The 23105-nt window shown below is 64.9% G+C and carries 23 protein-coding genes; 15 read left to right on the forward strand and 8 right to left on the reverse strand.

The genetic code is table 11. The features are described from left to right. Nucleotides 1-130 precede the first annotated feature (130 nt). A complete protein-coding gene (locus AC5WEY_RS22995) occupies nucleotides 131-1309 on the forward strand; it encodes a PQQ-dependent sugar dehydrogenase (protein WP_495647681.1) in 1179 nt (392 codons plus the stop codon). After that, a complete protein-coding gene (locus AC5WEY_RS23000) occupies nucleotides 1309-2103 on the forward strand; it encodes a cyclase family protein (protein WP_495647682.1) in 795 nt (264 codons plus the stop codon). The genes AC5WEY_RS22995 and AC5WEY_RS23000 overlap by 1 nt, the downstream gene beginning before the upstream one ends. Nucleotides 2104-2125: 22 nt before the next feature. Here AC5WEY_RS23000 and AC5WEY_RS23005 read toward each other — a convergent pair whose 3' ends face one another. The 3 genes from AC5WEY_RS23005 to AC5WEY_RS23015 are packed head-to-tail and all read right to left on the reverse strand — an operon-like array spanning nucleotide 2126 to nucleotide 5733. Beyond that, nucleotides 2126-4093 carry an acyl-CoA dehydrogenase family protein gene (locus AC5WEY_RS23005; protein WP_495647683.1) on the reverse strand — a complete coding sequence of 656 codons (1968 nt, stop codon included), beginning with the start codon at nucleotides 4091-4093 and terminating at the stop codon, nucleotides 2126-2128. A gap of 43 nt (nucleotides 4094-4136) precedes the next feature. Then, nucleotides 4137-4343: an inositol 2-dehydrogenase gene (locus AC5WEY_RS23010; RefSeq protein WP_495647684.1), complete on the reverse strand. Its 207-nt coding sequence runs from the start codon at nucleotides 4341-4343 to the stop codon at nucleotides 4137-4139. Between the two features lie 46 nt (nucleotides 4344-4389). Continuing rightward, entirely contained in the window at nucleotides 4390-5733 is a 1344-nt protein-coding gene (locus tag AC5WEY_RS23015) for a serine hydrolase (protein ID WP_495647685.1), read from the reverse strand. 88 nt (nucleotides 5734-5821) lie between these two features. On the opposite strand from AC5WEY_RS23015, the gene AC5WEY_RS23020 reads away from it, so the two are divergent. From AC5WEY_RS23020 to AC5WEY_RS23035, 4 genes are read left to right on the forward strand one after another with little or no spacing between them, the layout of a single operon-like run. After that, nucleotides 5822-7093 carry an adenosylmethionine--8-amino-7-oxononanoate transaminase gene (locus tag AC5WEY_RS23020; RefSeq protein ID WP_495647717.1) on the forward strand — a complete coding sequence of 424 codons (1272 nt, stop codon included), beginning with the start codon at nucleotides 5822-5824 and terminating at the stop codon, nucleotides 7091-7093. Between the two features lie 24 nt (nucleotides 7094-7117). Continuing rightward, complete coding sequence (locus AC5WEY_RS23025) at nucleotides 7118-8266, forward strand: 8-amino-7-oxononanoate synthase (protein WP_495647686.1); 1149 nt, start codon at nucleotides 7118-7120, stop codon at nucleotides 8264-8266. Next, complete coding sequence (bioD, locus tag AC5WEY_RS23030) at nucleotides 8263-8952, forward strand: dethiobiotin synthase (RefSeq protein WP_495647687.1); 690 nt, start codon at nucleotides 8263-8265, stop codon at nucleotides 8950-8952. The genes AC5WEY_RS23025 and bioD overlap by 4 nt, the downstream gene beginning before the upstream one ends. Before the next feature lie 54 nt (nucleotides 8953-9006). After that, the gene (locus AC5WEY_RS23035; RefSeq protein WP_495647688.1) at nucleotides 9007-9486 is read left to right on the forward strand and encodes a hypothetical protein; all 480 of its coding nucleotides are present in this window, start codon (nucleotides 9007-9009) and stop codon (nucleotides 9484-9486) included. On the opposite strand, the gene AC5WEY_RS23040 is transcribed toward AC5WEY_RS23035, so the two are convergent. Beyond that, nucleotides 9483-10016 (reverse strand): pyridoxamine 5'-phosphate oxidase family protein, encoded by a 534-nt coding sequence (locus tag AC5WEY_RS23040; protein ID WP_495647689.1) that lies wholly within the window; start codon nucleotides 10014-10016, stop codon nucleotides 9483-9485. The two genes, AC5WEY_RS23035 and AC5WEY_RS23040, sit on opposite strands and share 4 nt — an antisense overlap. Before the next feature lie 229 nt (nucleotides 10017-10245). Between AC5WEY_RS23040 and hemL the strand changes: the two genes are divergently transcribed. From hemL to AC5WEY_RS23075, 7 genes are all read left to right on the forward strand, one after another. Next, the gene (gene hemL, locus AC5WEY_RS23045; RefSeq protein WP_495647690.1) at nucleotides 10246-11565 is read left to right on the forward strand and encodes a glutamate-1-semialdehyde 2,1-aminomutase; all 1320 of its coding nucleotides are present in this window, start codon (nucleotides 10246-10248) and stop codon (nucleotides 11563-11565) included. A gap of 40 nt (nucleotides 11566-11605) precedes the next feature. Next, nucleotides 11606-12268 (forward strand): histidine phosphatase family protein, encoded by a 663-nt coding sequence (locus AC5WEY_RS23050; RefSeq protein ID WP_057475179.1) that lies wholly within the window; start codon nucleotides 11606-11608, stop codon nucleotides 12266-12268. Beyond that, a complete protein-coding gene (locus AC5WEY_RS23055; RefSeq protein ID WP_057475180.1) occupies nucleotides 12261-12851 on the forward strand; it encodes a TlpA disulfide reductase family protein in 591 nt (196 codons plus the stop codon). Before AC5WEY_RS23050 ends, AC5WEY_RS23055 begins: the two co-directional genes overlap by 8 nt. Beyond that, nucleotides 12848-13666, forward strand: coding sequence for a cytochrome c biogenesis CcdA family protein (locus AC5WEY_RS23060; RefSeq protein WP_495647691.1), 819 nt, complete (start codon nucleotides 12848-12850; stop codon nucleotides 13664-13666). Before AC5WEY_RS23055 ends, AC5WEY_RS23060 begins: the two co-directional genes overlap by 4 nt. Then, nucleotides 13663-15282, forward strand: a complete 1620-nt coding sequence (resB, locus tag AC5WEY_RS23065; RefSeq protein ID WP_495647692.1) for a cytochrome c biogenesis protein ResB — start codon at nucleotides 13663-13665, stop codon at nucleotides 15280-15282. The genes AC5WEY_RS23060 and resB overlap by 4 nt, the downstream gene beginning before the upstream one ends. A 3-nt stretch (nucleotides 15283-15285) precedes the next feature. Continuing rightward, a complete protein-coding gene (ccsB, locus tag AC5WEY_RS23070) occupies nucleotides 15286-16251 on the forward strand; it encodes a c-type cytochrome biogenesis protein CcsB (RefSeq protein WP_057475183.1) in 966 nt (321 codons plus the stop codon). Nucleotides 16252-16835: 584 nt separating this feature from the next. After that, nucleotides 16836-18110 carry a MinD/ParA family ATP-binding protein gene (locus AC5WEY_RS23075; protein WP_495647693.1) on the forward strand — a complete coding sequence of 425 codons (1275 nt, stop codon included), beginning with the start codon at nucleotides 16836-16838 and terminating at the stop codon, nucleotides 18108-18110. Between the two features lie 14 nt (nucleotides 18111-18124). Here AC5WEY_RS23075 and AC5WEY_RS23080 read toward each other — a convergent pair whose 3' ends face one another. Both AC5WEY_RS23080 and AC5WEY_RS23085 read right to left on the reverse strand, forming a co-directional pair. Next, nucleotides 18125-18322, reverse strand: coding sequence for a hypothetical protein (locus AC5WEY_RS23080; RefSeq protein ID WP_032380405.1), 198 nt, complete (start codon nucleotides 18320-18322; stop codon nucleotides 18125-18127). A gap of 136 nt (nucleotides 18323-18458) precedes the next feature. Further along, nucleotides 18459-18674 (reverse strand): BldC family transcriptional regulator, encoded by a 216-nt coding sequence (locus AC5WEY_RS23085; RefSeq protein WP_037187021.1) that lies wholly within the window; start codon nucleotides 18672-18674, stop codon nucleotides 18459-18461. Nucleotides 18675-18842: 168 nt separating this feature from the next. Here AC5WEY_RS23085 and AC5WEY_RS23090 point away from each other — a divergent pair, with 168 nt between their 5' ends. Further along, the gene (locus AC5WEY_RS23090) at nucleotides 18843-19226 is read left to right on the forward strand and encodes a DUF4229 domain-containing protein (RefSeq protein WP_082520714.1); all 384 of its coding nucleotides are present in this window, start codon (nucleotides 18843-18845) and stop codon (nucleotides 19224-19226) included. Next, nucleotides 19223-20305: an L-cysteine desulfhydrase Cds1 gene (gene cds1, locus AC5WEY_RS23095; RefSeq protein ID WP_057475184.1), complete on the forward strand. Its 1083-nt coding sequence runs from the start codon at nucleotides 19223-19225 to the stop codon at nucleotides 20303-20305. The genes AC5WEY_RS23090 and cds1 overlap by 4 nt, the downstream gene beginning before the upstream one ends. Nucleotides 20306-20322: 17 nt before the next feature. Here cds1 and AC5WEY_RS23100 read toward each other — a convergent pair whose 3' ends face one another. Both AC5WEY_RS23100 and pepN read right to left on the reverse strand, forming a co-directional pair. Then, nucleotides 20323-20634 carry a hypothetical protein gene (locus tag AC5WEY_RS23100; RefSeq protein WP_495647694.1) on the reverse strand — a complete coding sequence of 104 codons (312 nt, stop codon included), beginning with the start codon at nucleotides 20632-20634 and terminating at the stop codon, nucleotides 20323-20325. 5 nt (nucleotides 20635-20639) lie between these two features. Continuing rightward, entirely contained in the window at nucleotides 20640-23099 is a 2460-nt protein-coding gene (gene pepN / locus AC5WEY_RS23105; RefSeq protein WP_495647695.1) for an aminopeptidase N, read from the reverse strand. Between the last annotated feature and the right edge of the window lie 6 nt (nucleotides 23100-23105).

Raw genomic sequence — 23105 nt, forward strand, 5'->3', positions numbered from 1 at the left:
CCGAGGTTGCCCTGACCGCGCGTGACAGCTGGTGCGGTCGGTGGGTGAGCTGGCGGTTCACCTCCCGATTGTGTTTAAAATCATGTGATACCGGTCATATCGGGCTGGTCGCGGACCGTCAGGAGTGCCGATGAACAAGCTGGTGTCCAGATCCGGAGTAATCGCGGCCAGTGTCCTCCTGACGCTTGCCGCTACGACCACCGCAACGGCTCAGGGCGATCCTCTCCCCGGCCTGACGGTCACCACGGTGCTCACGGGACTGACGAAACCATGGGATGCCGTGGTCGCGCCCGACGGAACGGTGCTGACCGGGGAACGATCGGGGCGGTTCGTTATCCGCGCCGTCGACGGGGCCACCCGTGAGCTCGAAGCCGACCTGGACGATCTGTACGCATCGGGTGAAACCGGCCTGATGGGAATTGCCCTGGCAACGGATTTCAGAACGTCCAGAACTATCTACACGTGTCAGGGCGTGCAGGGCGGCGAAGCCGCAACGGGCAGCGCCGGAACCGGCAGCGCAGGTGGCGGCAGCAGCGACAACTACATAGCGGTCCTCTCGTGGACCGTCGACCCGGGGTGGACGGCGCTGACGCGCACCGGCACGCTGATCGACGACATTCCCGTCGCCGACGGGGGCCGCCACGGTGGCTGCCGAATCCTGGCCCACCCCGACGGCACCCTCTACGTCGGCACCGGGGACACTGCAACGCCGACGGTGCCGCAAGATCGAAACTCGTTGGGCGGCAAGGTTCTGCACGTCAACGCTGATGGTTCACCGGCGGCGGGTTCACCGGATCGCATTTTCACTCTGGGACATCGGAACGTACAGGGGCTCGCGATTCGACCCGGGACCGGGCAGATCTACGAGGTGGAGCAGGGCACGACCCGAGACGACGAGCTGAATCTGCTGGTGCCCGGCGGCAACTACGGCTATCGCCCCGATCGACTTCCGTTCATCTACGACGAATCGGTACCGATGACCGATCCCACCCGGGTGCCCGGTGCACTCGAGGCGGTCTGGAGTTCGGGTAGCCCCACAATCGCGACGCCCGGCCTCACTTTCGCGAACGGTGCGGGATGGGGCTCGTGGAACGGTGCAGCCGTGGTGTCGAGTCAGCAGGGCGAGAAACTCGTGTTCCTGAAGCTGTCCGAGGACGGCACCGAATACGTCGACGAGGCGGATGCACTGGTCGGCACGTACGGACGCCTGCGTTCGCTGACCAGCTTCGGCAACAACGGAGCCTTTCTGCTCACCACCGACAACGGGTCCGACGACAAGGTCCTGCTCGTCACTCCCGCTGCCGGCTGATGTGTGGCCCCGAGGTCGTCGAGACGGTTCACCGCAGAATTGGCCGTAGGGCTTTGTTCGGATCGTTGGGGGCGGCTGCGCTCACGGTCGCGGCGAGCGGACCGGTGCGCGCCGAACCTGGTGTTGCCGTAGCTGTTCCGGCCGGTCGACTGGTCGACCTGACACATACCCTGAGCCCCACGTTCCCGGTGTGGCCGGGCAACGAACCGTTCTCGATGCGCCCGGTCGCGGCCTACGAGCTCGGCGGATTCCTGGTGAACAAGCTCTCGTACTGGGAGCACACCGGCACGCACATCGATGCCCCTGCGCACCGTGTTCGAGGCGGGGCGACGGCCGACGTTCTGCCGCTGGAAGATCTGATCGCCCCGCTCGTCGTCCTGGACATATCGGCGCGGGCCGAAGCCGATCCGGAAGCTGTGGTGACACCCGAGGACATCGACCGGTGGGAGCGCGAACACGGCCGGATACCCGAACGAGCATTGGTTGCGATGCACAGTCGGTGGCAGACCCGACTTGCCGAGCGTGCCGCGCCCGGCTTCGGCGCAGACGCGGCCCGGTTGCTGGTACGCGAGCGCAACATCGTCGGAATCGGGGTCGACACATTGAGCCTCGACCGGATGAACGACCGCGAATACCCAGCGCACACAGCGGTTCTCGGCGCAGGCCGATACGGCATCGAAGCGCTGGCCAATCTCGATGATGTGCCTCCGGCAGGGGCGACGGTCGTCGTCGGCGCGCCCAAGCACGCCGGCGCGACCGGAGGCCCCTGCCGGGTTTTCGCGATCGTCCCCTAGGGGGTTTCGATCCCGCTACGCGTCAGTGCGCGTGACTGGGGTTGGCAGCGGGCTCTTCCTCGGTTCCCGCTCCCGGCTCACCGAGCATCGCCGCACCGACCAACGCGTCGGGCACCCCGAAGCCGTCGACGAGCAATTCCGCGTGCGGACGCAGCGTGCGGCAGCGCTCGTTGATGGCGCGGGTGACGGCCTTGGACCGCTCGGTCGACAGGTAGCGGTGCTCGATGAACCAGGCCTTGTCCTTCTCGATCACCGACAGGGCGTACAAGTCGCAGACCTCTTCGAGGAGATCCTTGGTGGTGGGATCCTCGCACGATTCGATGCCGGCGATGAAGGCCTCGAAGATGATGCGATCGATATGTGCGCTCGCAGCGTGCAGCACGTGATCCTGCACCGCATTGAACGCGTCGAACGGAGTGGTCTCCTTGGACTTGGACTGCAATCGCCGCGCGACGGTGGAGAGCAGGTACTCCTCGCGATCCTCGAACATCTTGACCTGGGTGCCGCGGTTGAACAGCGAGCCCTCTTCCTCGTTGTCCTGACGGCGGTCCAGGATGGTCTGCATGATCGCTTGTGCTGCAGTGCGTTTGACCACTCGGTCGCCGACCATGTCCGCGGCGAACTTGACCCATTCGACCGGGCTCATGGACTTGACGTCGTCGGCGTACGCGGTGAGCAGTTCCTTGGCCACCAGCTGGGTGAGCACATGGTTGTCACCTTCGAACGTGGTGAACACATCCGTGTCGGCCTTGAGCGAGATCAGCCGGTTCTCGGCGAGATAGCCTGCACCGCCGCACGCTTCGCGGGCTTCCTGAATTGCGGCGGTCGCATGCCAGGTGTTCGCCGCCTTGAGGCCGGCCGCACGCGCCTCGAGTTCGCGCTGCTCCTCGGCGTCGGGGCTGTCCGCGGTCTGCAGCTCGTGCATCTTCGAGACGAGCTCGTTCTGCGCGAACTGCAGGGCGTAGGACTTGGCGATGAGCGGGAACAGTCGACGCTGATGCACCAGGTAGTCCATGATCAGAACTTCCTGATCGGAATCGGGCGCAGCGAACTGCCTGCGCTGCAAGGCGTATCGCGTCGCGATGTCCAGAGCGACTCGCGCAGCAGCGGCGGCACTGCCGCCTACCGTGACACGGCCGCGGATCAACGTACCGAGCATCGTGAAGAACCGTCGAGACTTGTTCTCGATGGGGGAGGTGTACGTGCCGTCGTCGGACACGTCTGCGTACTTGTTGAGCAGGTTGTCTCGCGGGATACGGACGTGATCGAACATCAGGCGTCCGTTGTCGACGCCGGGGAGGCCGCCCTTGTACTGGCAGTCCGACGTGGTGACACCGGGCAGATCATCACCGTTCTCGTCTCGGAGCGGAACGAAGAAGCAGTGGACGCCGTGGCTCTCGGGCTCCTCGCCCGGGCCTGCGGTGATGAGCTGAGCGAACACCGCAGCGACGGTCGCGGTTTCGGCGGCACCGCCGATGTAGTCCTTGCGCGACGAGGGCGTCGGGGAGTTGATGACGAACTCGTCCGTCTTCGGGTCGTACGTTGCCGTGGTCTCGAGCGACTGCACGTCGCTGCCGTGGCCGGTCTCGGTCATCGCAAAACAGCCGAGCAGATCGAGGCTGATGATCTTGGGGACGTAGGCCTCGTGGTGGCGTTCGGTGCCGAGATTTTCGATAGCACCGCCGAACAGCCCCCACTGGACGCCGGCCTTGACCATCAGTGACAGGTCGCTCATCGCGAGCATCTCGATCATCGTGACCGCTGCCCCGACGTCGCCGGTGCCGCCGTGTTCCTTCTTGAAGCCGTTGTCGGCTGCACCGGCAGCAGCGAGCAACTTCATTTGCTCCATTGCTTTGGTGCGGGCGATGACGGTGTTCGGCGTGTAGTGCGGTCGGAACTCTTCGCGTGCAAGTTGCTGCCGCGCCTGGTTCTTCACATCTCGCCAGCGGCCGTCCAGAGTGTTCCGAAGGTGATCCGTTGTGGTTGCCATACTCGACGGTAACCTTTTGCCGCCGCCTGTGAGGGCCGGAAACTCAGACCGGCCAGACGAATTCTCTGAAGACCGCTCCACAGGTGCGCCAGAAGCCCGTTTTCGCGTAGGGACCGTCACGGAACAGCGATGCGCAGTTGTCCTCCAAAGCCCTGTCGACCAGGGGGCTGAAGTCGGTGAATTCGCTGACCAAGAACTCTTTGAAGCCCGACGGCCACGCGTGCTGGGCTGGTTCGTGTTGTGCCTCCACGACCGCGAGTGTAATGCAGCAGTAACATCGATGTTACAAATCACACCTACTTCAGCAGTGCGAATGCCTCCTGAGCGATGAGGAACGCGTAACTGGACGGAATCAGGTCTATCGCTTCGTCGGCCTGAAACTGTTCGGTGACGATCCAGTCCTGACCGGACGCATCGGTGGCCAGAAATGCGCCGGCGAGGTCACCGGGTGCATTGCCACCCTTGAAGCCGGAGTACGGCCACAGCGCCGGGTCCAACTGCACGCCCGGAGTGATCGCCAGAATCCTGCGGTTCTCCTCCGCTGCCGGACCCGAGGCCAGATAACCCATCGCCGCACAGACGTCCTGCGCGTTGGCAAACCACTCGACGCCGTCGGCCGACGCCGGATTGTCGAGGAAGTTCTCGAAGTCGATCTCGAGCGGCCGCGCGTCCGCCTGCTCGAGCAGTTCGGCCCGGGAGTCGGGGTCTGCACCGGACCACTCGGCCCGCATGTTCGGATCGCCGAATCCGATGACGAAGAACTGCCGGGTGTCCATCATCGGCGTCATGACCGAGGGATCGTGATGTCCCATGACGCTGAGCTGGCGTTCGACCCTGTCGCGGCCGAGTCGTTCCATCAGCAGATCCGTTGCGGTGTTGTCGGACAACGAGATCATCTTCTCGGCAGCCTCCCGAATCGACACCGCGGTGCCGTCGGGCCGATTCTGTAACTCGCCGGACGGCGCGCTCTTGGTCGCATCACGAACGGTGAGCTGCTCGTCCCACCGGACCGTGCCCGCCTCGATCTCGTCGGTGAGCGCGCCGAGGACGTACAACTTGAACACCGACCCCAGCGGGAGCACGGCGTCCGCATCGGTGGAGTAGACGGCCTCGCAGTCACCACCGTTGAGACGAGACGCACTGTAGGAGTACTTCGGGGCCACCTTCGACAGCGCCGCATCGAGGTCGTCGAACGACGAGATCTCGGGGGTGTCGGGTCTGGCCAGGAATCCGTCGAGCTTGCCATCGGCACCGACGGAGGTGGAAATCGTGGCCGGGATACCCGCGGTGGTGAAGCGCAGGACGCCGGTATCGGGGCCGGCCTCGAAGCCGGTGGCCACATTCGGAGCCCCCGCTCTCAATTGTTCGAGAGGGGTGACGAGCCCGCCCAGCGGGGCCACGGCCTCGGTCAACTCGGGGCCGACGACAGCCTCCACCTCGGTGGGATCGGGTGCATTTTCGCCGTTGATCCACTGCAGAATCCGGTCGTTGAGCGCGCCCAGTGGAGTAGAGGTATCGACGACGAAGGCCGGTGCGTCGGTGGTGCTCGTGGGCGACGGAACCTCGGCTGTACCCCCGCAGGCAGCGAGTGTCAGAGTCGCCACCAGGGCGGCACCTGCGAATCTCGTCGGCGTCATCATGTCGCAATGCTAACGGATTCGGACATTTCGCCTTCTACGGTGAGGGAGTCGGTAGGGCTCGGTCGCTGTGGCAGGGTGCTGTGGCGTGCTGACTCCCGCCGATGTCCGTCGAATCGATTCCGACCACCTGTGGCATCCCTACAGCCGGTTTCCGGCAAGCGCGACGCCGCTGGTGGTCGAGAGTGCATCCGGCGTGCGACTGAGCCTCGCCGACGGCCGGCAGCTGATCGACGGGATGAGTTCGTGGTGGGCGGCGGTGCACGGCTACCGCCACCCGGTGCTCGACGCCGCCGCGCACGACCAGCTGAGCAGGATGAGTCACGTGATGTTCGGTGGACTGACTCACGCTCCAGCCGCGAGATTGGCCGAGCTGCTGGTCGAGATCACTCCCGCAGGGCTCGACAAGGTGTTCCTCGCCGATTCCGGATCGGTCTCGGTCGAGGTCGCGGTGAAGATGGCGTTGCAGTACTGGCGTGCCCGCGGCGAGCACGGGCGCACACGTCTGTTGACCTGGCGGGGCGGATATCACGGCGACACGTTCGCTCCGATGAGCGTGTGCGATCCGGACGGCGGGATGCACACACTGTGGACCGACGTGCTGGCGAAGCAGGTATTCGCGCCGGCTCCGCCCGTTGAGTTCGACGCCGGCTACGTCGCCGAATTCGAGCGGGTACTGAGCGAACACTCCAGCGAACTTGCGGCGATCATCGTCGAGCCGATCGTCCAGGGTGCGGGCGGGATGCGGTTCCACGATGCGCGCTACCTGCTCGAACTACGCCGGCTGGCCGACGAGTACGGCATTCTGCTGATCTTCGACGAGATCGCCACCGGTTTCGGCCGCACCGGGGAGCTGTTCGCCGCCGATCACGCCGGTGTTGCGCCCGACATCATGTGCGTCGGCAAAGCTCTGACCGGAGGATATGTGACCCTCGCGGCGACGCTGTGCACCACCGAGGTAGCCGAAACGGTGTCGGGTGGCGAGGCTGGAGGCCTGATGCACGGGCCGACGTTCATGGGTAATCCACTCGCGTGCGCGATTGCGGTGGCCTCGGTGGAACTGTTGCTTTCACGCGACTGGCGCGCCGAGGTCGCAGGTTTGGCATCGGGGTTGGCTCTGGGGTTGGCACCTGCTCGTTCGCTGCCGGGGGTCGCCGACGTCCGGGTCCTCGGCGGGATCGGGGTGATCGAGATGCACGCGCCGGTGGACATGGCACGGGCGACCGCCGCGGCCGTCGGGGCGGGAGTGTGGCTGCGTCCGTTCGGTCGTCTGGTGTACGCCATGCCGCCGTTCATCTGCACCGATGCGGAGGTGGCTGCCATCGCCGAAGCCCTGGTGGCGGTAGCGCAGCACCATACTTGAACGGTGTTCAAGTATGGTGCTGCCATGACCGCTCTGGAATGGCTCGACGCCGCCGCGCACGCCCGACGCGAGGCCGGCCTCGAGCGCATCGTGATCCCCCGCACCGCCGAGGACGCGGTCCTCGATCTGGCGTCGAACGACTACCTCGGTCTGGCCCGGCACCCGGCCGTCATCGAGGGGGCCTGCGCGGCGGTGCGCCGTTGGGGCGGTGGATCCACCGGGTCTCGTCTGGTCACCGGCACCACCACGGCACACGAGCGCCTCGAGGAGGATCTCGCGGATTTTGTCGGGGCCGAGTCCGGGCTGGTCTTCTCCTCCGGTTACACCGCCAATCTCGGTGTCGTGTCGGCACTGGCGGGACGCGACGCGCTGGTGATCTCCGACGCCGCGTCGCACGCGTCGTTGATCGACGCCTGTCGTCTCTCCCGAGCTCGGGTCGCTGTCGCGCGACACTGCGATCCCGAGCACGTCGATCGACTTCTTGGCGAGCGAACCGAGACGCGGGCTCTGGTGCTGACCGACTCGGTGTTCAGCGCCGACGGCGATCTGGCACCGCTGGCCGAGTTGTACGCGGTGTGTCGGAGACGGAGCGCGGTGCTCGTCGTCGACGAAGCACACGGATTGGGTGTACGTGGGGACGGCGGCCGGGGAGCTGTTCACGAAGCAGGCCTCGCCGGAGCGCCGGACCTGGTGATCACCGCAACGCTGTCCAAGGCGCTCGGATCGCAGGGTGGAGTGGTGCTCGGGTCGGCAGCGGTTCGCACTCAGGTGCTGCACGGTGCGCGCACGTTCGTGTTCGACACCGGGCTCGCCCCGGCATCGGTGGGTGCAGCATCGGCCGCGCTGGAAGTTCTGCGCGCCGAACCCGATCGCGTGGCTGCAATCGGTTCTCGGGCAATACAGTTGGCCTCTGCAGCGGGAGTGGAACCGACTGTATCGGCGGTCGTTCCGGTGATACTCGGCGATGCCGAGCGTGCCGTCCGCGCAGCCGGTGACTGTCTGAACCTCGGCGTGCACGTCGGGTGCTTTCGGCCGCCATCGGTTCCGCCGAACGCATCTCGGCTGCGATTGACCGCCCGCGCCGACCTCACCGACGCCGACATCGACCGTGCCACAGTCGTTCTGGCGACGGTGTTGAATGCTGCGGTGTTGAATGCTGCGGTGCTGAGATGACCGTGCTGCTTGTCACCGGAACGTCGACCGGCGTCGGCAAGACGGTGATCACCGCTGCACTCGCGGCGGCAGCGCTGGCAGGCGGACGCTCCGTCGCGGTATGCAAGCCCGCGCAGACGGGCGTCGGAGATGACTGCCTGGACGAAGCTGATATCGATGTGGTGCAACGTCTTTCGGGGGTACCGGGAGTCGAGTTCGCGCGGTACCCCGAGCCGCTTGCGCCCGATGTCGCCGCCCGTCGATCGGGTCGGCCGATGCTCGAACTCGCCGCCGTGGTCGACGCGGTTCTGGCACTCGACGAGACCCACGACCTCGTTGTGGTCGAGGGTGCGGGCGGAGTGGCAGTGCGCTTGGGTGCCGGAGGGTTCACTGCGCTCGACATCGCCGGTGCCGTCGGAGCATCGGTGCTGGTCGTTGCAGGGGCCGAGTTGGGGACGCTCAATCACAGCGCATTGACTGTCGCGGCCGTTCGCGCCTCGGGTGTGACATGTTCCGGCCTGGTCGTCGGGTCGTGGCCGACCGAACCGAGTCTGGCGGCGCGGGTCAACCTGGACGAGTTGCCGCTCGTGACGGGCGTCGAGCTGATCTCGAGTATGCCTGCCGGGGCCGCCGCGTTGGACGAGAAGGAATTCGGTGCGCTCGCTTGCACGATGTTCGGCGAGTTTACTGAATCGTTACTCGGGTAAGCGGTCGGGAACGTCTGCCGCTTCGGCATTCGAAACAGATCGGGAGTTCCAATTATGAGTACCGCAGTGTGGATCATTGTTGCAGTAGTCGTCGTAGTGCTGGTCGTTGCCGTCGCCATGGTTGTGGCGCGCAAGGGCAAAGAGCGTAAGAGGTTGGAAGCGAACGACATTCGCGAGAAGGCGGCCGATCAAGCGGCCATCGTAGAGGAGCGTGAGCTGCTGGCCCGCGAAAGTGAGGCCAAAGCGCGTCGGGCGCAGGCCGAGGCCGACGTCAAAGCCGCCGAGGCGGAGAAACTTGCGCAGCAGGCGCAGTCTCATCAGGGTGTCGCCGCGTCGTCCCGCGACGAGGTCGACTCGGAGTTCGAGCGCGCGAATCGGATCGACCCGGACGTGAAGAACGGCCGGAAGATGACAAACGACCGCAACGTGCGAGATGACCGGAACGTCGCAGACGACCGCAACGTCACAGGCCACCGGAACGTCCTGGGCGATCCGGACGTGCCCCCGGCAGCACCCCGGCACGAGCGAAACTAGTCGGTCGAATTGTGAGGTAGTTCGAGTTCGACTACCTCGTGTTCGCCCAGGTTCGGCCGCTCGTTGGTGATCTTGGCCTTGGCGTAAGCCATGAGATTCGAGACCTTCGATCCGGGGGTCGACCAGTATTCCGCACCTTCGGCGGCCACGTGTATCAGTGCCACCTCACGGGAATCGGGGTTCTTCTCGAACCACGTGGCCGCCCGGGTGTTCCACAGTTCTTCGGCCTTCGTCCGATTCTCGACGACGGCCGCGGTGCCGGACAGGGACACCCAGCCTTCGCCGGACTGAAACGAGACGTTGACCGTCGGATTCGCCGCGATGTCGGCCACCTTGCGTGAGTCGTGCGCGGCGAAGAACCACAGGTCGCCGTCGAACTCGGCTTCCTGCAACGCCATCGGACGTGAGATGAGGTGGCCGTCTCGGCCGACGGTGGTGAACATGCAGAGTCCGGCTTCGGAGATCAATTCAGCGACCTTGGTGACGCCGTCCGCTGAGCTTTCGTTGTTTTTCGCATCGGTATCGGTCATCGAAACCAACTACCCGGTGTGCAGCTCACCCAACCTTTGAGGTGACACAACATCCGATGGACCTGCGCGTGAGCAACGAACTGTGATCCCTCGGCATGTGGGCCATCGTCGTTATCGCGATGGTGACCATGCCCGATCGAAGAAAACCGACACGGACTGACGCCTTCGGGCGAGCGCAGTATTACTCCCTGTAGTTGGCGGTTTCGACGAACCTGGGACACTGGAAGTCGTGACTGCTTCTACCGGCGACGACGCCCCCGTATCGGCCCAACTCTTCGCTCGCGCGAGCACGGTGATCCCCGGCGGCGTGAACTCGCCTGTGCGGGCCTTCGCGTCGGTCGGCGGAACGCCCCGCTTCATCACGCAGGCCAGCGGATACACGATGACCGACGCGGACGGTAAGTCCTATGTCGACCTCATCTCGTCCTGGGGCCCGATGATCCACGGACACGCCCATCCCGCCATCGTCGAGGCCGTCCAGAAGGCAGCGGCAACCGGCCTGTCGTTCGGTGCACCCACCGAGCGCGAAATCGAGCTCGCCGAGGAAATCGTCCGTCGAGTCGGCCCCGTCGACCAGGTTCGCCTTGTGAATTCGGGCACAGAGGCCACCATGAGCGCGGTGCGCCTGGCTCGCGGCTTCACCGGCCGCACCAAGATTCTGAAGTTCTCCGGCTGCTATCACGGCCACGTCGATGCGCTCCTCGCCGACGCCGGTTCGGGTCTGGCCACCTTCGGACTCCCCACTTCGCCGGGAGTCACCGGCGCACAGGCGTCGGACACCATCGTCGTTCCCTACAACGACCTCGCCGCGGTGTCCGCCGCGTTCGAGGCCAACCCCGGCCAGATCGCCTGCATCATCACCGAGGCCGCCGCGGGCAACATGGGCGCGATCGCCCCGGTCACCGGCTTCAACGATGGACTTCGCCGTCTTGCGACCGAGCACGGCGCGCTGCTGATCATGGACGAGGTGATGACCGGGTTCCGCGTCAGCGCCGCCGGTTGGTACGGCATCGACGGTGTCGCAGGCGACCTGTACACCTTCGGCAAGGTCATGTCCGGTGGACTGCCCGCTGCCGCTTTCGGTGGCCGAGCGGACATCATGGCCTACCTCGCGCCGGCCGGACCGGTGTACCAGGCGGGCACGCTCAGCGGTAACCCCGTGGCCGTCGCAGCCGGTCTGACGAGCCTGCAATTGGCCGACGCAGCCGTCTACGAGAAGTTGCAGGCGAACTCGCACCGGCTCGGAACGCTGCTCGGAGATGCCCTCACCGCCGAAGGCGTCACCCATCAGGTGCAGTTCGCGGGCACTATGGTGAGTGTGTTCTTCGCCGATGGACCCGTCACCGACTATGCGCAGGCCAAGGCCGCGCAGACGTGGCGCTACCCGGCGTTCTTCCACGCTTTCCTCTCGCGCGGTGTGTACCCGCCGCCGAGCGCGTTCGAGGCCTGGTTCGTCTCGGCCGCGCTCGACGACCGAGCCTTCGAGATCATCGCCGACGCGGCCCCGGCGGCAGCGAAAGCTGCAGCAGCCGCTACCGCACCGCACTGATCACCCCGACCACCCGACTAGCGAGAAACAGGACCCCGACGTGACCGAGGCCCCCGCAACACATCCGCACTCGACGACGCGCACCATCGTGCACGTCCTCCGGCACGGCGAGGTGCACAACCCCAAGGGCATCCTCTACGGGCGGCTGCCTGGCTTCAAGCTCTCGGTGACCGGCCAGTCGCAGGCCAAGGCAGTGGCGGACGCGCTCGCGGGCCACGACATCACCCACGTCGTGGCATCACCGCTCCTGCGTGCGCAGGAGACCGCCGGACCCATCGCGGCGGCTCACGGCCTGACCATCGCCGAGGACGAGAACCTCATCGAAGCAGGAAACGAATTCGAGGGGCTGCGCGTCGCCGTCGGTGACGGAGCGTTGCGTCGTCCACGGCACTGGTGGAAACTTCGCGATCCGTTCACGCCGTCCTGGGGCGAGCCGTACCTGCAGATCGCCCACCGCATGCTCGCCGCTGTCAACGCAGCCCGCGTCGCGGCCGTCGGGCACGAGGCCGTCTGTGTCAGCCACCAACTCCCGGTGTGGACGCTTCGCCGCTTCCTGCAGGGCGATCGGCTCTGGCACGACCCGCGGAACCGTCAGTGCGGGCTCGCGTCTCTGACGTCGCTGGTCTACGAGGGGGACCAGCTCGTCGACCTCGTCTACTCCGAGCCTGCAGGAGCGTCCGACCCGAGGATCTCCGGTGCGTAGGTTTCTGCTCGCGGTTGCCGCTGTGGCCCTCGTCGCTGGTTGTTCGACCGGCACCGACGCGGTTGCTCAAGGCGGTACCTTCCAATTCGTCTCGCCGGGCGGGAAGACCGACATCTTCTACGATCCGCCGTCCGAGCGCGGTGCCCTCGGCGAACTGTCCGGGCCCGACCTGATGACCGAGGGCAAGACGACCTCGCTGTCGGACTACGACGGTGACGTCGTCGTGCTCAACGTCTGGGGTCAGTGGTGCGGCCCCTGCCGCGGTGAAGCCGACGATCTCGAGAAGGTCTACGAGGCCACCAAGGCCTCGGGTGTCGAATTCCTCGGCATCAACGTGCGCGACGAATCACAAACTGCCGCACAGGATTTCGTCGTCAGCAACAACGTCACCTACTCCTCGATCTACGACCCGCCGATGCGCACCCTGACCGCGCTCGGTGGCGTTCCCACCTCCGTCATTCCGACGACCGTCGTGCTCGACCGACAGCACCGCGTCGCCGCAGTGTTCCTGCGTGAACTGCTTGCCGAGGATCTGCAGCCCGTCGTCGAACGGATAGCAGCCGAGGAGCCAGTGCAACCGTGAACGAGATCTACCTTGCCGGGGTCGGCGCGAGTTTCCAGGAAGCCGCGGCCTCCGGGCCGCTCGTCCTGGCGCTCGGAGCGTGCGTCCTGGCCGGTCTCGTCTCTTTTGCGTCCCCGTGTGTCGTACCGCTGGTGCCGGGCTATCTCTCCTATCTCGCCGGAGTCGTCGGGGCCGACGCCCCGGCCGTCAGTGCCGACGAAGCTGCCGTCAAGACGAAGGTGCGCAACGGCCGGGTTCGAGTAGCCGGAGCGGCGGGACTGTTCGTGCTCGGATTCACCGTGGTGTTCGTCCTCGCGACCGCGTCGGTGTTCGGGGCCATCTCGGCACTGGCGATCAACCGCGAGCTGCTCATGCGGATCGGCGGCGTCGTCACCATCGCCATGGGACTGGTGTTCGTCGGACTGATCCCTGCGCTGCAGCGCGACGTGCGCTTCGAGCCGAAGCAGATCGGTTCACTGGCCGGCGCGCCGTTGCTCGGCGGCGTGTTCGCACTCGGGTGGACCCCGTGCCTCGGGCCGACACTCGCAGGCGTCATCTCGCTCGCCGCAGGCACCGACGGTGCGACGGCAGCGCGCGGCGTCGTCCTGATCGTGGCGTATTGCCTCGGTCTGGGACTGCCGTTCGTGATCCTCGCGTTCGGTTCGGTCAGTGCGCTTCGAGGCGTCGGCTGGCTACGTACACACGCACGACAGATACAGGTATTCGGCGGAATCATGTTGATAGCGGTAGGAATTGCACTGGTCACCGGTGCCTGGGATCAGTTCGTCGGTTGGGTGCGCGACGCCTTCGTCTCCGATGTGGTGTTGCCGATATGACCGCCGACACCGAAGAGCGCACCGAGGCGTCGCCGCCCCACAAGCAGTCGGTCATGGGCAGGGGAGTGGCCCTGGTCCGCAACACCTGGCGTGGGCTGACCAGCATGCGCACCGCGCTGGTGCTGCTGTTTCTGCTGGCGTTCGCCGCGGTGCCCGGTGCCCTGGTGCCGCAGCGCAGTCTCAACGCGGGCAAGGTCGACGAGTACATCGCCGACCGTCCGACTCTCGGTCCGATCATGGACAAGTTCGAGCTGTTCGACGTCTTCGGCAGCTTCTGGTTCACCGCGATCTACGCCCTGTTGTTCGTCTCGTTGATCGGCTGCATCCTGCCGCGGTGCATCGAGCACGCAAAGCAGTTGCGTACCAAGCCTGTTCGCGCGCCCCGCAATCTCTCGCGGCTGCCGCACCACAGTCGGTACGAGGTCGACGGCACACCCGAGGACATCGCCGGGCAGGTGCGTGCTCAGCTTCGCGGTTGGCGCGTGGCCCAGCGATCCGAGGACGGCGGAGCAGTGACGCTCTCGGCGGAGAAGGGCTACGTTCGCGAACTCGGAAACCTCGTCTTCCACCTCTCGCTCGTCGGACTGTTGGCTGCGATCGCCATGGGCAAGCTGCTCGGTTACGAGGGAAACCGCATCGTCATCGCCGACGACGGCCCCGGATTCTGCACTTCCACACCCGCCAACTACGACTCGTTCCGGGCGGGCAACCTCGTCGACGGCACCGAGCTCGAGCCACTGTGCGTCCGCGTCAAGGACTTTCAGGCCGACTACCTGGACAACGGCCAAGCCGAGATGTTCACCTCCAACATCGAATATCAGGCAGGCGACGACCTGACCAACAACGTGTGGCGCGACGATCAGCTTCAGGTCAACCACCCCTTGCGCGTGGCAGGCGACCGCGTCTACCTGCAGGGGCACGGCTACGCACCGACATTCACCGTGACGTTCCCCAACGGTGAGACCCGCACCGACACCATCCAGTGGCAACCCACGGACGCCACGACCTTCCTGTCCAGTGGCGTACTTCGCGTCGACCCGCCCGGCGGCCTCTATCCCGACGCGTTGGATCGCCGGAAGAACCAGATCGCCATCGAGGGACTGTTCGCACCGACGGCGTCGTTCCACGGCAGCCTGCTGTCGTCGAGCTTCCCCGCGATGAACGACCCTGCCGTCGCCGTCGACATCTACAAGGGCGACACCGGACTCGACACCGGACTACCGCAGTCCATCTTCTCGCTCGATCAGGAAATGATCGCTCAGGGGAGGTTGGTCAAGCAGGATCGCGTCAACCTGATGCCGGGAGAGTCCGCGACGCTGAGCGACGGCACCGTCGTCACGTTCGACGGGGCGAAGGAGTTCGTCAACCTCCAGGTCTCGCACGACCCGGCCCAGACCTGGGTGCTCGTCTTCGCACTCACGATGATGGGCGGACTGCTCGTCTCACTGGTGATCAAGCGTCGCAGAATCTGGGTCCGGCTCACTGCCGACACTCAGGCACGACGTACTGTAGTAGACCTCGGCGGACTTGCACGCACCGATCAGGCGGGGTGGGGCGAAGAGTTCGACCGCCTGTGCACCCGCCTGCTCGGCGACACCTCGAAACAGGAGAACTGACCGATGCCGATCAATGAGACCCTCTCGCAGTACAGCGACTGGTCGTTCGAATCAGCGTTCACGATCTACGTGCTCGCATTCGTCCTGCTCATCGCTCAGTACGCGTCGGCCAAAGCCACGGCTGCCCAGGCCAAGGAACTCGTCGGCGCAGGTGCCCCGGTGGTCGAGACCCGGCCGGGTCGCGTCACCGAAGCGCCGAAGCGTCCGCTCTCCGAACGCCTGGCAGGCATGGGCTTCGCATTGCTCGCGCCGGCCCTCCTCCTGCACGTCACCGCGGTGGTGCTGCGCGGGTTCGCCACGCACCGCTTCCCGCTCGGCAACATGTACGAGTTCGTCACCATGGCCACCGCAGCCGCCGCTCTGACTTCGGTGATCGCCCTGCGTAAGAAGGTCATGCGTCCGATGCTGGTGTTCGTTCTCGCACCGATCATCGTGCTGATGTTCTTCGCCGCCACCAAGCTCTACGCCGACGCCGCCCCGGTCGTCCCGGCGCTGCGCTCGTACTGGCTGCCCATCCACGTCACCATCGTCAGCGTCGGCAGCGGCATCCTGTTGGTCTCCGGCGTGGCGTCCCTGCTGTTCCTGCTGCGCATCAAGCAGCCCCTCGGTGAAGAAAGCATCGGGTTCTGGGGCAAATTCGCATCCAAGCTGCCCGACGCCCAAGCCCTCGACCGACTCGCGTACAAGACGACCATCGTCGCGTTCCCACTCTTCGGTGCAGGCGTCATCCTCGGCGCGATCTGGGCCGAGGCTGCATGGGGACGCTTCTGGGGCTGGGACCCCAAAGAAACGATGTCGTTCATCACCTGGATCATCTACGCCGCCTACCTGCACGCTCGCGCCACCTCCGGCTGGCGGAACACCCGCGCCGCGTGGATCAACGTTGCCGGATTCACCGCCATGCTCTTCAACCTGTTCATCATCAACATGGTGGTCTCGGGGCTGCACAGCTACGCAGGCCTGAACTAGCACTCGGCCTCTGCGCAGGCCGCTCAGCTGGTAGCGTCCGATCCGGCTCGATGGGGGAGACATCCGAGCCGGATTCAAGGATGTAGGACGCGAACTGGGGGGATTCGGTCATGGCCGATCGGCATGAGAACAATTGGCAACCCGTCCGACCGTTGGACGACGATGGGCCTGACGAACGCAGTCCGGACCTGGTGGTGAATGGAGAGCCTCCTGCTCCTGCAGTAGCCGTCGACACTGCGCCGGTCCCTGACGCGAAGCCCGCGGTGCAGCGGGAACCGTTCCGCTCGACACCTATCGCTATGCCGCCCGAGAGCGCGGACAACCTACCGGTAGCGCCACCCGAGGCCGTGCCCATTCCGCCGCGGGTTCCCTCTGAACCTGCGGCTGTGTCGACAGTCGATTCCGAAGTCATCAGCCCAGACGCGCCTCATACGGGTCCGGGTGTCGGTGAGGTGGCGGTTGTCGGTTCGGTGGCGGAGAGCACCAGTGGTAGAGCGGCGACGATGCCCGTCGTTCCACCGGCCGAGCCGAGGCCGATCCAGAGTCCTCCAGGACCGTCGGGGCCACCTCCGCCTGGACAGCGGATGCCGCAGAACCAAGCGCCGCCGCAGAACAATTGGGTCCCGCGAGGACAGATGGCACCTCCGGGGCAGATGCCGCCTCACGGGCAGGGTGGGCCACAGGGTCAGTGGGGTCCGCAGAATCAGTGGTCAGCGCAGCCCGGTCAGTGGCCGCAGCCTCCGTATCCCACCGCACCGCACCCGCCGCACCCGCCGCACCCGCCGCAGCCTCCGGGTCAGGTGCCGCCGTCGCCGCAGCAGACGCAGCAACGCGGCGCGGTCGACGCGCCGGTTCTGGTTCCCCAGGTAGTGGCGGTCGGTCAGGGCCTGCCCGCTGATCGTGTCATTCTGCAGCCGGTCTCCGCGCACGATCTCGGCAACTCGTTGCTCGTTCGATCGGCGAATGTGCCACCGGTTTCCGGGTGGCGTCGGGCGTTGTATGTGATGTCCGGCGGCCGCATCGATGTCGGTAACAGCGCCGCGCAGCAGCGTCGGCTCGAGCTGACCGCACAGGTGGATCGGACACTGGTGGGGTGCTATCGCGTCGCGGTGCTCTCACTGAAAGGCGGTGTCGGCAAAACGACCACCACCGCGACGCTCGGCTCGACGTTCGCCCACATCCGCGGTGATCGAGTGATCGCGATCGATGCCAACCCCGACCGCGGAACACTGGGGCAGAAGGTTCCCTGCGAAACAACTGCAACCGTCCGAAACCTGTTGCGTGACATCGATTCTGTGGACCGCTACAGCGATGTGCGTGCCTACACGTCGCAGAATGCCAACCGATTGGAGGTGTTGGCATCCGATTCGGATCCGGCTGCGTCGGAGGCGTTCAGCGGCGAAGACTACGACCGAGCGGTCGCCATGTTGGAAAAGTTCTACAGCATCGTGATCACGGATTGTGGAACCGGCTTGATGCATTCGGCCATGGAGAGCATTCTCGAAGGCACCGACACTCTGGTGGTCGTCAGCTCGGCATCTGTGGACGGTGCCCGGAGCGCGTCGGCAACGTTGGACTGGCTGGATGCGCACGGGTATCGCACGTTGGTGGCCACGTCGGTAGCCGTGGTCAACGGAGTCAGACCCAGAGCGGGAAAAGTCGACTTGCAGAAGGTCATCGAGCACTTCGAGCAGCGATGTGCCCATGTGCTGACGATTCCCTTCGACCCGCATCTCGAGGAAGGTGCGGAAATCGAGCTGGACCGCTTGCACGGACGTACTCGCACCGCGCTTCTGGAAGTGGCGGCGGCGGTAGCGGCCGGGTTTCCGGACTCGCCCACCGCCTCTGACCCCAGTTGAAAACTGCCGAACCTCTACTCGGTCGGTTCGGTGCCGGCCTCGGTTCCGTCTTTCCCGCCGCGGCGAGCTTCACGATTGATTCGCCACAGAAAATCGGGATCGTCATCGGGTCCGACTGTGCGGGTCGGTGCAGCACCTGCGCTGGGTCCGAAGGCCTTCCAGAACAGAACCACTACTGCCACCAAGCCGATCAACGCCAATAGATAGATCACGACGCACCTCCTCCTACGAGGGTAGCCGCGATGCAACAAGCTCCGCACCCGTCGAGCGTCCAAGATTCCTGAGAATGTTCGATGAGTTCTTCCAGGTGCGGATATTGCGCGTGTTTCGGTTACGCAAGCGTCCGAATCAGTGGTGTGCGCCGGCTTCTGTCGTCAGGGAGGTCAGCAGCTGCATGACCTCGGTCTCACGGAATCGACGATGCCCACCGGGAGTGCGTAGCGATCCGAGGCGTCCGGCATGTGCCCACCGAGTCACGGTCTTGGGGTCGACGTGAAAAAGCGCGGCTACCTGACCCGGCGTGAGCAGTGAGTCCTGAGCCTTGTGGAATGTGGGTGCGCTCATCTGTCGTGTCCTCCTACGGTGCGGTTCGTCGCATGTGCGTCGAATCGGAGATATCGGTCTGCTGCGTTCGAAGCCCATGGTTGCACTCGAACCCCTAGGTACTCGACTGATACAAGGTTGGTAAAGGGGAGGTAATGGACAAATCGGTCACTGCAGGGGCGGGTCGGAATGCCCGGCCAGCCCGGTAACCTGGAGGCCGTGAGTGAAGCGACGAATGCCGACAGCAGCGAACCGAGCAGCGGAAATGCCGTTCCAGCTAGGTCGGCGAAGAAGTCCCTCGCCGTGAACCTCGGCGTTTATACCTTTGCGCGGCTGGCGCTCGTCATCGTGATCGCTGTGGTCATCGTCGGCGTCGGTTTACTGTTCGGTGTGGAGGTTCCGGTTCTCGTCGCCGCGATTTTCGCAGTGCTCATCTCATTGCCACTGTCGCTGCTTCTGTTCAAGAAGATGAGGATCCGCGTCAACGAGTCCATCGCAGCAGTCGACGAGGACCGGCGCACCGCGCGTGCGGACCTTCAGTCGAAGCTGCGTGGTGAAGACGGCAAGAAATGACCGCAACGGTCGATCACTCGGCATCGCGAACATGGGTCGACAATGCAGTCCGGCTGATCGAGGCCGATTCGCAGCGCAGTGCCGACACGCACTTGTTGCGTTACCCCCTGCCACCGGCTTGGGGAATTTCGCTATATCTCAAAGACGAGTCCACCCACATCACCGGCAGCCTGAAGCATCGGCTGGCTCGGTCCCTGTTCCTCTACGCGATTTGCAACGGGTGGGTCACCGAGCGTACGACGGTGATCGAGGCATCGTCGGGCTCAACTGCCGTCAGTGAGGCGTATTTCGCTCGATTGCTGGGCCTGAAGTTCGTCGCAGTGATGCCGCGGAGCACCAGCCCGGCCAAGGTTGCGCTCATCGAGTCTCATGGTGGGAGTTGCCATTTCGTCGATCGACCGGGCGAGATGTACACCGAGGCGCACAGGCTCGCGGCCGAACCGGACTCCCACTACATGGACCAGTTCACCCATGCGGAGCGAGCTACCGACTGGCGCGGCAACAACAACATCGCCGAGTCGATCTTCGAGCAACTCCAGCTCGAGGAATGCCCCGTTCCCGATTGGGTGGTGGTGGGCGCAGGGACCGGTGGAACGAGCGCAACAATCGGTCGCTATATCCGATATCGCAGGCACGCAACGCAACTGGCTGTGGTGGACCCAGAGAATTCGGCGTTCATCGGTGGTTACGAGACCGGCGACGCAGGATTCGAGACCGGCTTGTCCTCCCGCATCGAGGGCATCGGACGACCGCGCGTCGAACCGTCGTTCGTCGGCCAGGTGATCGACCGCATGATCGCCGTTCCCGATGCCGCATCGGTCGCCGCTGCGAGATTCACCTCGGAGGCACTCGGAAAGCGGGTGGGCGGATCGACGGGCACCAACATCTGGGGAGCCTTCGGATTGATCGCGGAGATGATCGCCGCAGGTCGACGCGGCAGCGTGGTGACGTTGCTGTGTGACGGTGGAGATCGGTACTCGCAGACGTACTTCGACGACACCTGGGTCGCGGACCAAGGCATGGATCTCGACGAACCGACCGCCACTCTCGAAACGTTCATTCGTACCGGAGCGTTCTGATTCGGCGTTCGGTCGACCTACCTGCTCACCACCAACGATGCCACCGCAGTTGCAGCGGCGACCGCGCCCACAGCCGGCCACGCGCCGATCTTCTTCGCAAGCGGGTGCGATGCGCCGAACGCGACGAGGTAGGTGCCGAGCAGTGCGCCGGCGCGAGCCGAGCCCGAGGACTTCTGCCACTGCGCTGTACACGCAACCCCGACCGCCGCAAGGACGGCTCCGCCGAACTGCCGGTTGCCCGATTGCCGGGCTACGGCGAAGCCGCCGAGCAAGCCACCTGCGGCGAGAGCAGAAGTGGCAATCGACCGTCGAGCATCGTGATCGGGCATGTTCGTCACCCTAGCCGGGCCTGGACGCGCAGACTCCGGGCCAGGTGGTCTCGCTGCTCGATCACCAACCGCCGTAGCGCAGCAGGTGCCCATTCGTGGTCGGCGAGCCACGCGTCCGCGGTGTCGGTCGATGACTGCTGCGGGAACAGGCGGACGACGATTCGACGTGCGATCTCGATACTGCGTGAGGTCCACAACGACGAAATGGACTTGAAGTATCGATCGTCGTAGGGCGCAGTGAGGTCCGGTCGGTGACCCGCCCCGAAGCCGGTGATGAACGCGTCGAGCACATCGTTGGAGATGTCCTCGCGTTCGGTGACGGCGGACCACGCGCTCGCCTTGACCGCGGCGTCGGGTATCGCCGTCGACGCCGCAGTATGAGCGGTGCGCCCCGACGAGGTGTCGTCCGAGGCCAGTTCACGATCGAGGTCGTCGGTAGTCGCGTGGCCGGTGGCGGCGAGTGCCAGCCAGAATGCCCAGCGGAGATCAGGATCGAGTCGCAGCCCCGCGATGGTGAGAGTTCCATCGAGAAGCGAGCGCAGATCCTCCGCCAAGAAGTCGTCGAGCGGCGCAGTCGATGCGACAGCACGCGCCCACACCAACTGAGTATCGCTCCCGGGTTCGCTCGACTGCAGTTGCGCCCACGACGCAGTCAGCCATTGCCGGGTGGGTTCGTCCCGCCGATCGTCACCGAGATAGTGCCCGAGCGTGAATGCCACGTTGGCCGTGACCGCGGAGAGAAGGCCGATCTTGGGCTCGTTGGGCGCGAATCTGGTTGCGATATCGATGTATTCGAGTGGTGAGAGCTCGCCGTCACGGGTGGAATTCCACAGCGCAGACCACACGAGCCCTCGCGCGAGTGGATCGACGATGCGGTCGAGGTGAGCCCGCACGGTGGCGGTGGAGCGCTCGTCGAATCGGATCTTGGCGTAGGTCAGATCGTCGTCGTTGAGCAGAACCAGTGCGGCATCTTCGAAGTCGACCGGTGTTCGCGCCTCGGTGATGTCGAGTTCACGGCGGTGCGTTCGCGTCAGATTTCCGTCCTCGTCCAGGTTGTAGAGTCCGACGGCAATGCGGTGCGGACGCGGATCCGTCTGTTCGATGGCATCACCTGTATAGGACAGGGTGGACACGCCGGTGGTCTGCAGCCACGCGGCCGCCCAGGTGTCGAGGTCGCGTCCGCTGGCGGTGGACATCTCGCTCAGCAGATCCGTCAGAGTCGTGTTGCCGAAGGCGTGGGTACGGAAGTAGTTGCGAGAGGAAGCGAAGAAGGCCTCGGCACCGACGAATGCCCCCAATTGTTTGAGCACGCTCGCGCCCTTGGCGTAGGTGATGCCGTCGAAGTTGAGCTTGGCGGCCTCCAGATCGGTGATGTCGGCAACGATCGGATGAGTGGTGGGGAGTTGATCCTGCAGATAAGCCCATGCTTTTCGGCGGTTCGCGAAACTGACCCAGGCATCGGTGAAACGAGTGGCCTCGGCCGAAGCGTAGGCACCCATGTAGTCCGCAAATGACTCCTTGAGCCACAGATCGTCCCACCACTGCATCGTGACGAGATCGCCGAACCACATGTGCGCCATCTCGTGCAGGATCGTGTTGGCACGAGCCTCGTACTGGGCTTCGGTTGCCGCCGAACGGAATACGTACGATTCGGTGAACGTGACGAGCCCTGGGTTCTCCATCGCACCGAGGTTGTACTCGGGCACGAAGATCTGGTCGTACTTACCGAACGGGTACGGATAGTCGAACTTGTCGTGGAAGAAGTCCAGGCCTCGCTTCGTGATGTCGAAGATGTCCTCGGCGTCGAAATGTTCGGCGAGTGAGGCTCGGCAGTATGCGCCGAGGGGAACGGTCAGTTCGCCTCGCGTCCATGATGATTCGACGCCGTGATACGGCCCGGCCGCGACCGCGGTGATGTAGGTCGATATGGGCAGGGTCGGGGCGAACGTAGTGACTGTGTCGTCGGTGACCCCCGCGCGGTTGGACAAGACCGTCCACGTCGATGGTGCCGTGACCGTCAGCGTGAACGATGCCTTGAGGTCCGGCTGCTCGAAGTTTGCGAACACTCGGCGCGCATCGGCCGGCTCGTATTGGGTGTAGAGGTACACGCTGTCGTCGACGGGGTCGACGAACCGGTGCAGTCCTTCACCCGACCTGCTGTATCGGCCGCGTGCTCGTATGCGAACGATGTTGTGCTCGGTGAGTCCGATCAGCTGGATGCGAGCGCCGTCGTAATCGACCTGACAGTCGGTGCCGTTGACGGTGACCTCATCGACAGCGGCACCGATGAAGTCGACCCATGTCGCGGCGGTGGTGCCGTCGAACTCGATTGTCGTGACCGTCTCGAAGGTATCGACATCCATGTCTTCGGCCCGCAGGAGATTCAGATGGACGAAATACATCACCCCGTCGATGTGTCGGGATCGCCTGCGAGTTTCGGTCCGGGTCAGATTTGCGGTGCTCACCGAATC

Source organism: Rhodococcoides sp. S146-33, assembly GCF_059489205.1.

Excerpts from the sequence above, each read along its gene's own strand:
- AC5WEY_RS23090 (WP_082520714.1), top strand. The coding sequence starts at position 18,843 with ATGCCCGGCCAGCCCGGTAACCTGGAGGCCGTGAGTGAAGCGACGAAT.
- AC5WEY_RS23040 (WP_495647689.1), bottom strand. The coding sequence starts at position 10,016 with ATGACCGATACCGATGCGAAAAACAACGAAAGCTCAGCGGACGGCGTC.
- AC5WEY_RS23015 (WP_495647685.1), bottom strand. The coding sequence starts at position 5,733 with ATGATGACGCCGACGAGATTCGCAGGTGCCGCCCTGGTGGCGACTCTG.
- AC5WEY_RS23085 (WP_037187021.1), bottom strand. The coding sequence starts at position 18,674 with ATGAGCGCACCCACATTCCACAAGGCTCAGGACTCACTGCTCACGCCG.
- AC5WEY_RS23035 (WP_495647688.1), top strand. The coding sequence starts at position 9,007 with ATGAGTACCGCAGTGTGGATCATTGTTGCAGTAGTCGTCGTAGTGCTG.
- AC5WEY_RS23100 (WP_495647694.1), bottom strand. The coding sequence starts at position 20,634 with ATGCCCGATCACGATGCTCGACGGTCGATTGCCACTTCTGCTCTCGCC.
- bioD (WP_495647687.1), top strand. The coding sequence starts at position 8,263 with ATGACCGTGCTGCTTGTCACCGGAACGTCGACCGGCGTCGGCAAGACG.
- AC5WEY_RS22995 (WP_495647681.1), top strand. The coding sequence starts at position 131 with ATGAACAAGCTGGTGTCCAGATCCGGAGTAATCGCGGCCAGTGTCCTC.
- AC5WEY_RS23005 (WP_495647683.1), bottom strand. The coding sequence starts at position 4,093 with ATGGCAACCACAACGGATCACCTTCGGAACACTCTGGACGGCCGCTGG.
- AC5WEY_RS23000 (WP_495647682.1), top strand. The coding sequence starts at position 1,309 with ATGTGTGGCCCCGAGGTCGTCGAGACGGTTCACCGCAGAATTGGCCGT.
- AC5WEY_RS23025 (WP_495647686.1), top strand. The coding sequence starts at position 7,118 with ATGACCGCTCTGGAATGGCTCGACGCCGCCGCGCACGCCCGACGCGAG.
- cds1 (WP_057475184.1), top strand. The coding sequence starts at position 19,223 with ATGACCGCAACGGTCGATCACTCGGCATCGCGAACATGGGTCGACAAT.
- resB (WP_495647692.1), top strand. The coding sequence starts at position 13,663 with ATGACCGCCGACACCGAAGAGCGCACCGAGGCGTCGCCGCCCCACAAG.
- AC5WEY_RS23075 (WP_495647693.1), top strand. The coding sequence starts at position 16,836 with ATGCCGCAGAACCAAGCGCCGCCGCAGAACAATTGGGTCCCGCGAGGA.
- ccsB (WP_057475183.1), top strand. The coding sequence starts at position 15,286 with ATGCCGATCAATGAGACCCTCTCGCAGTACAGCGACTGGTCGTTCGAA.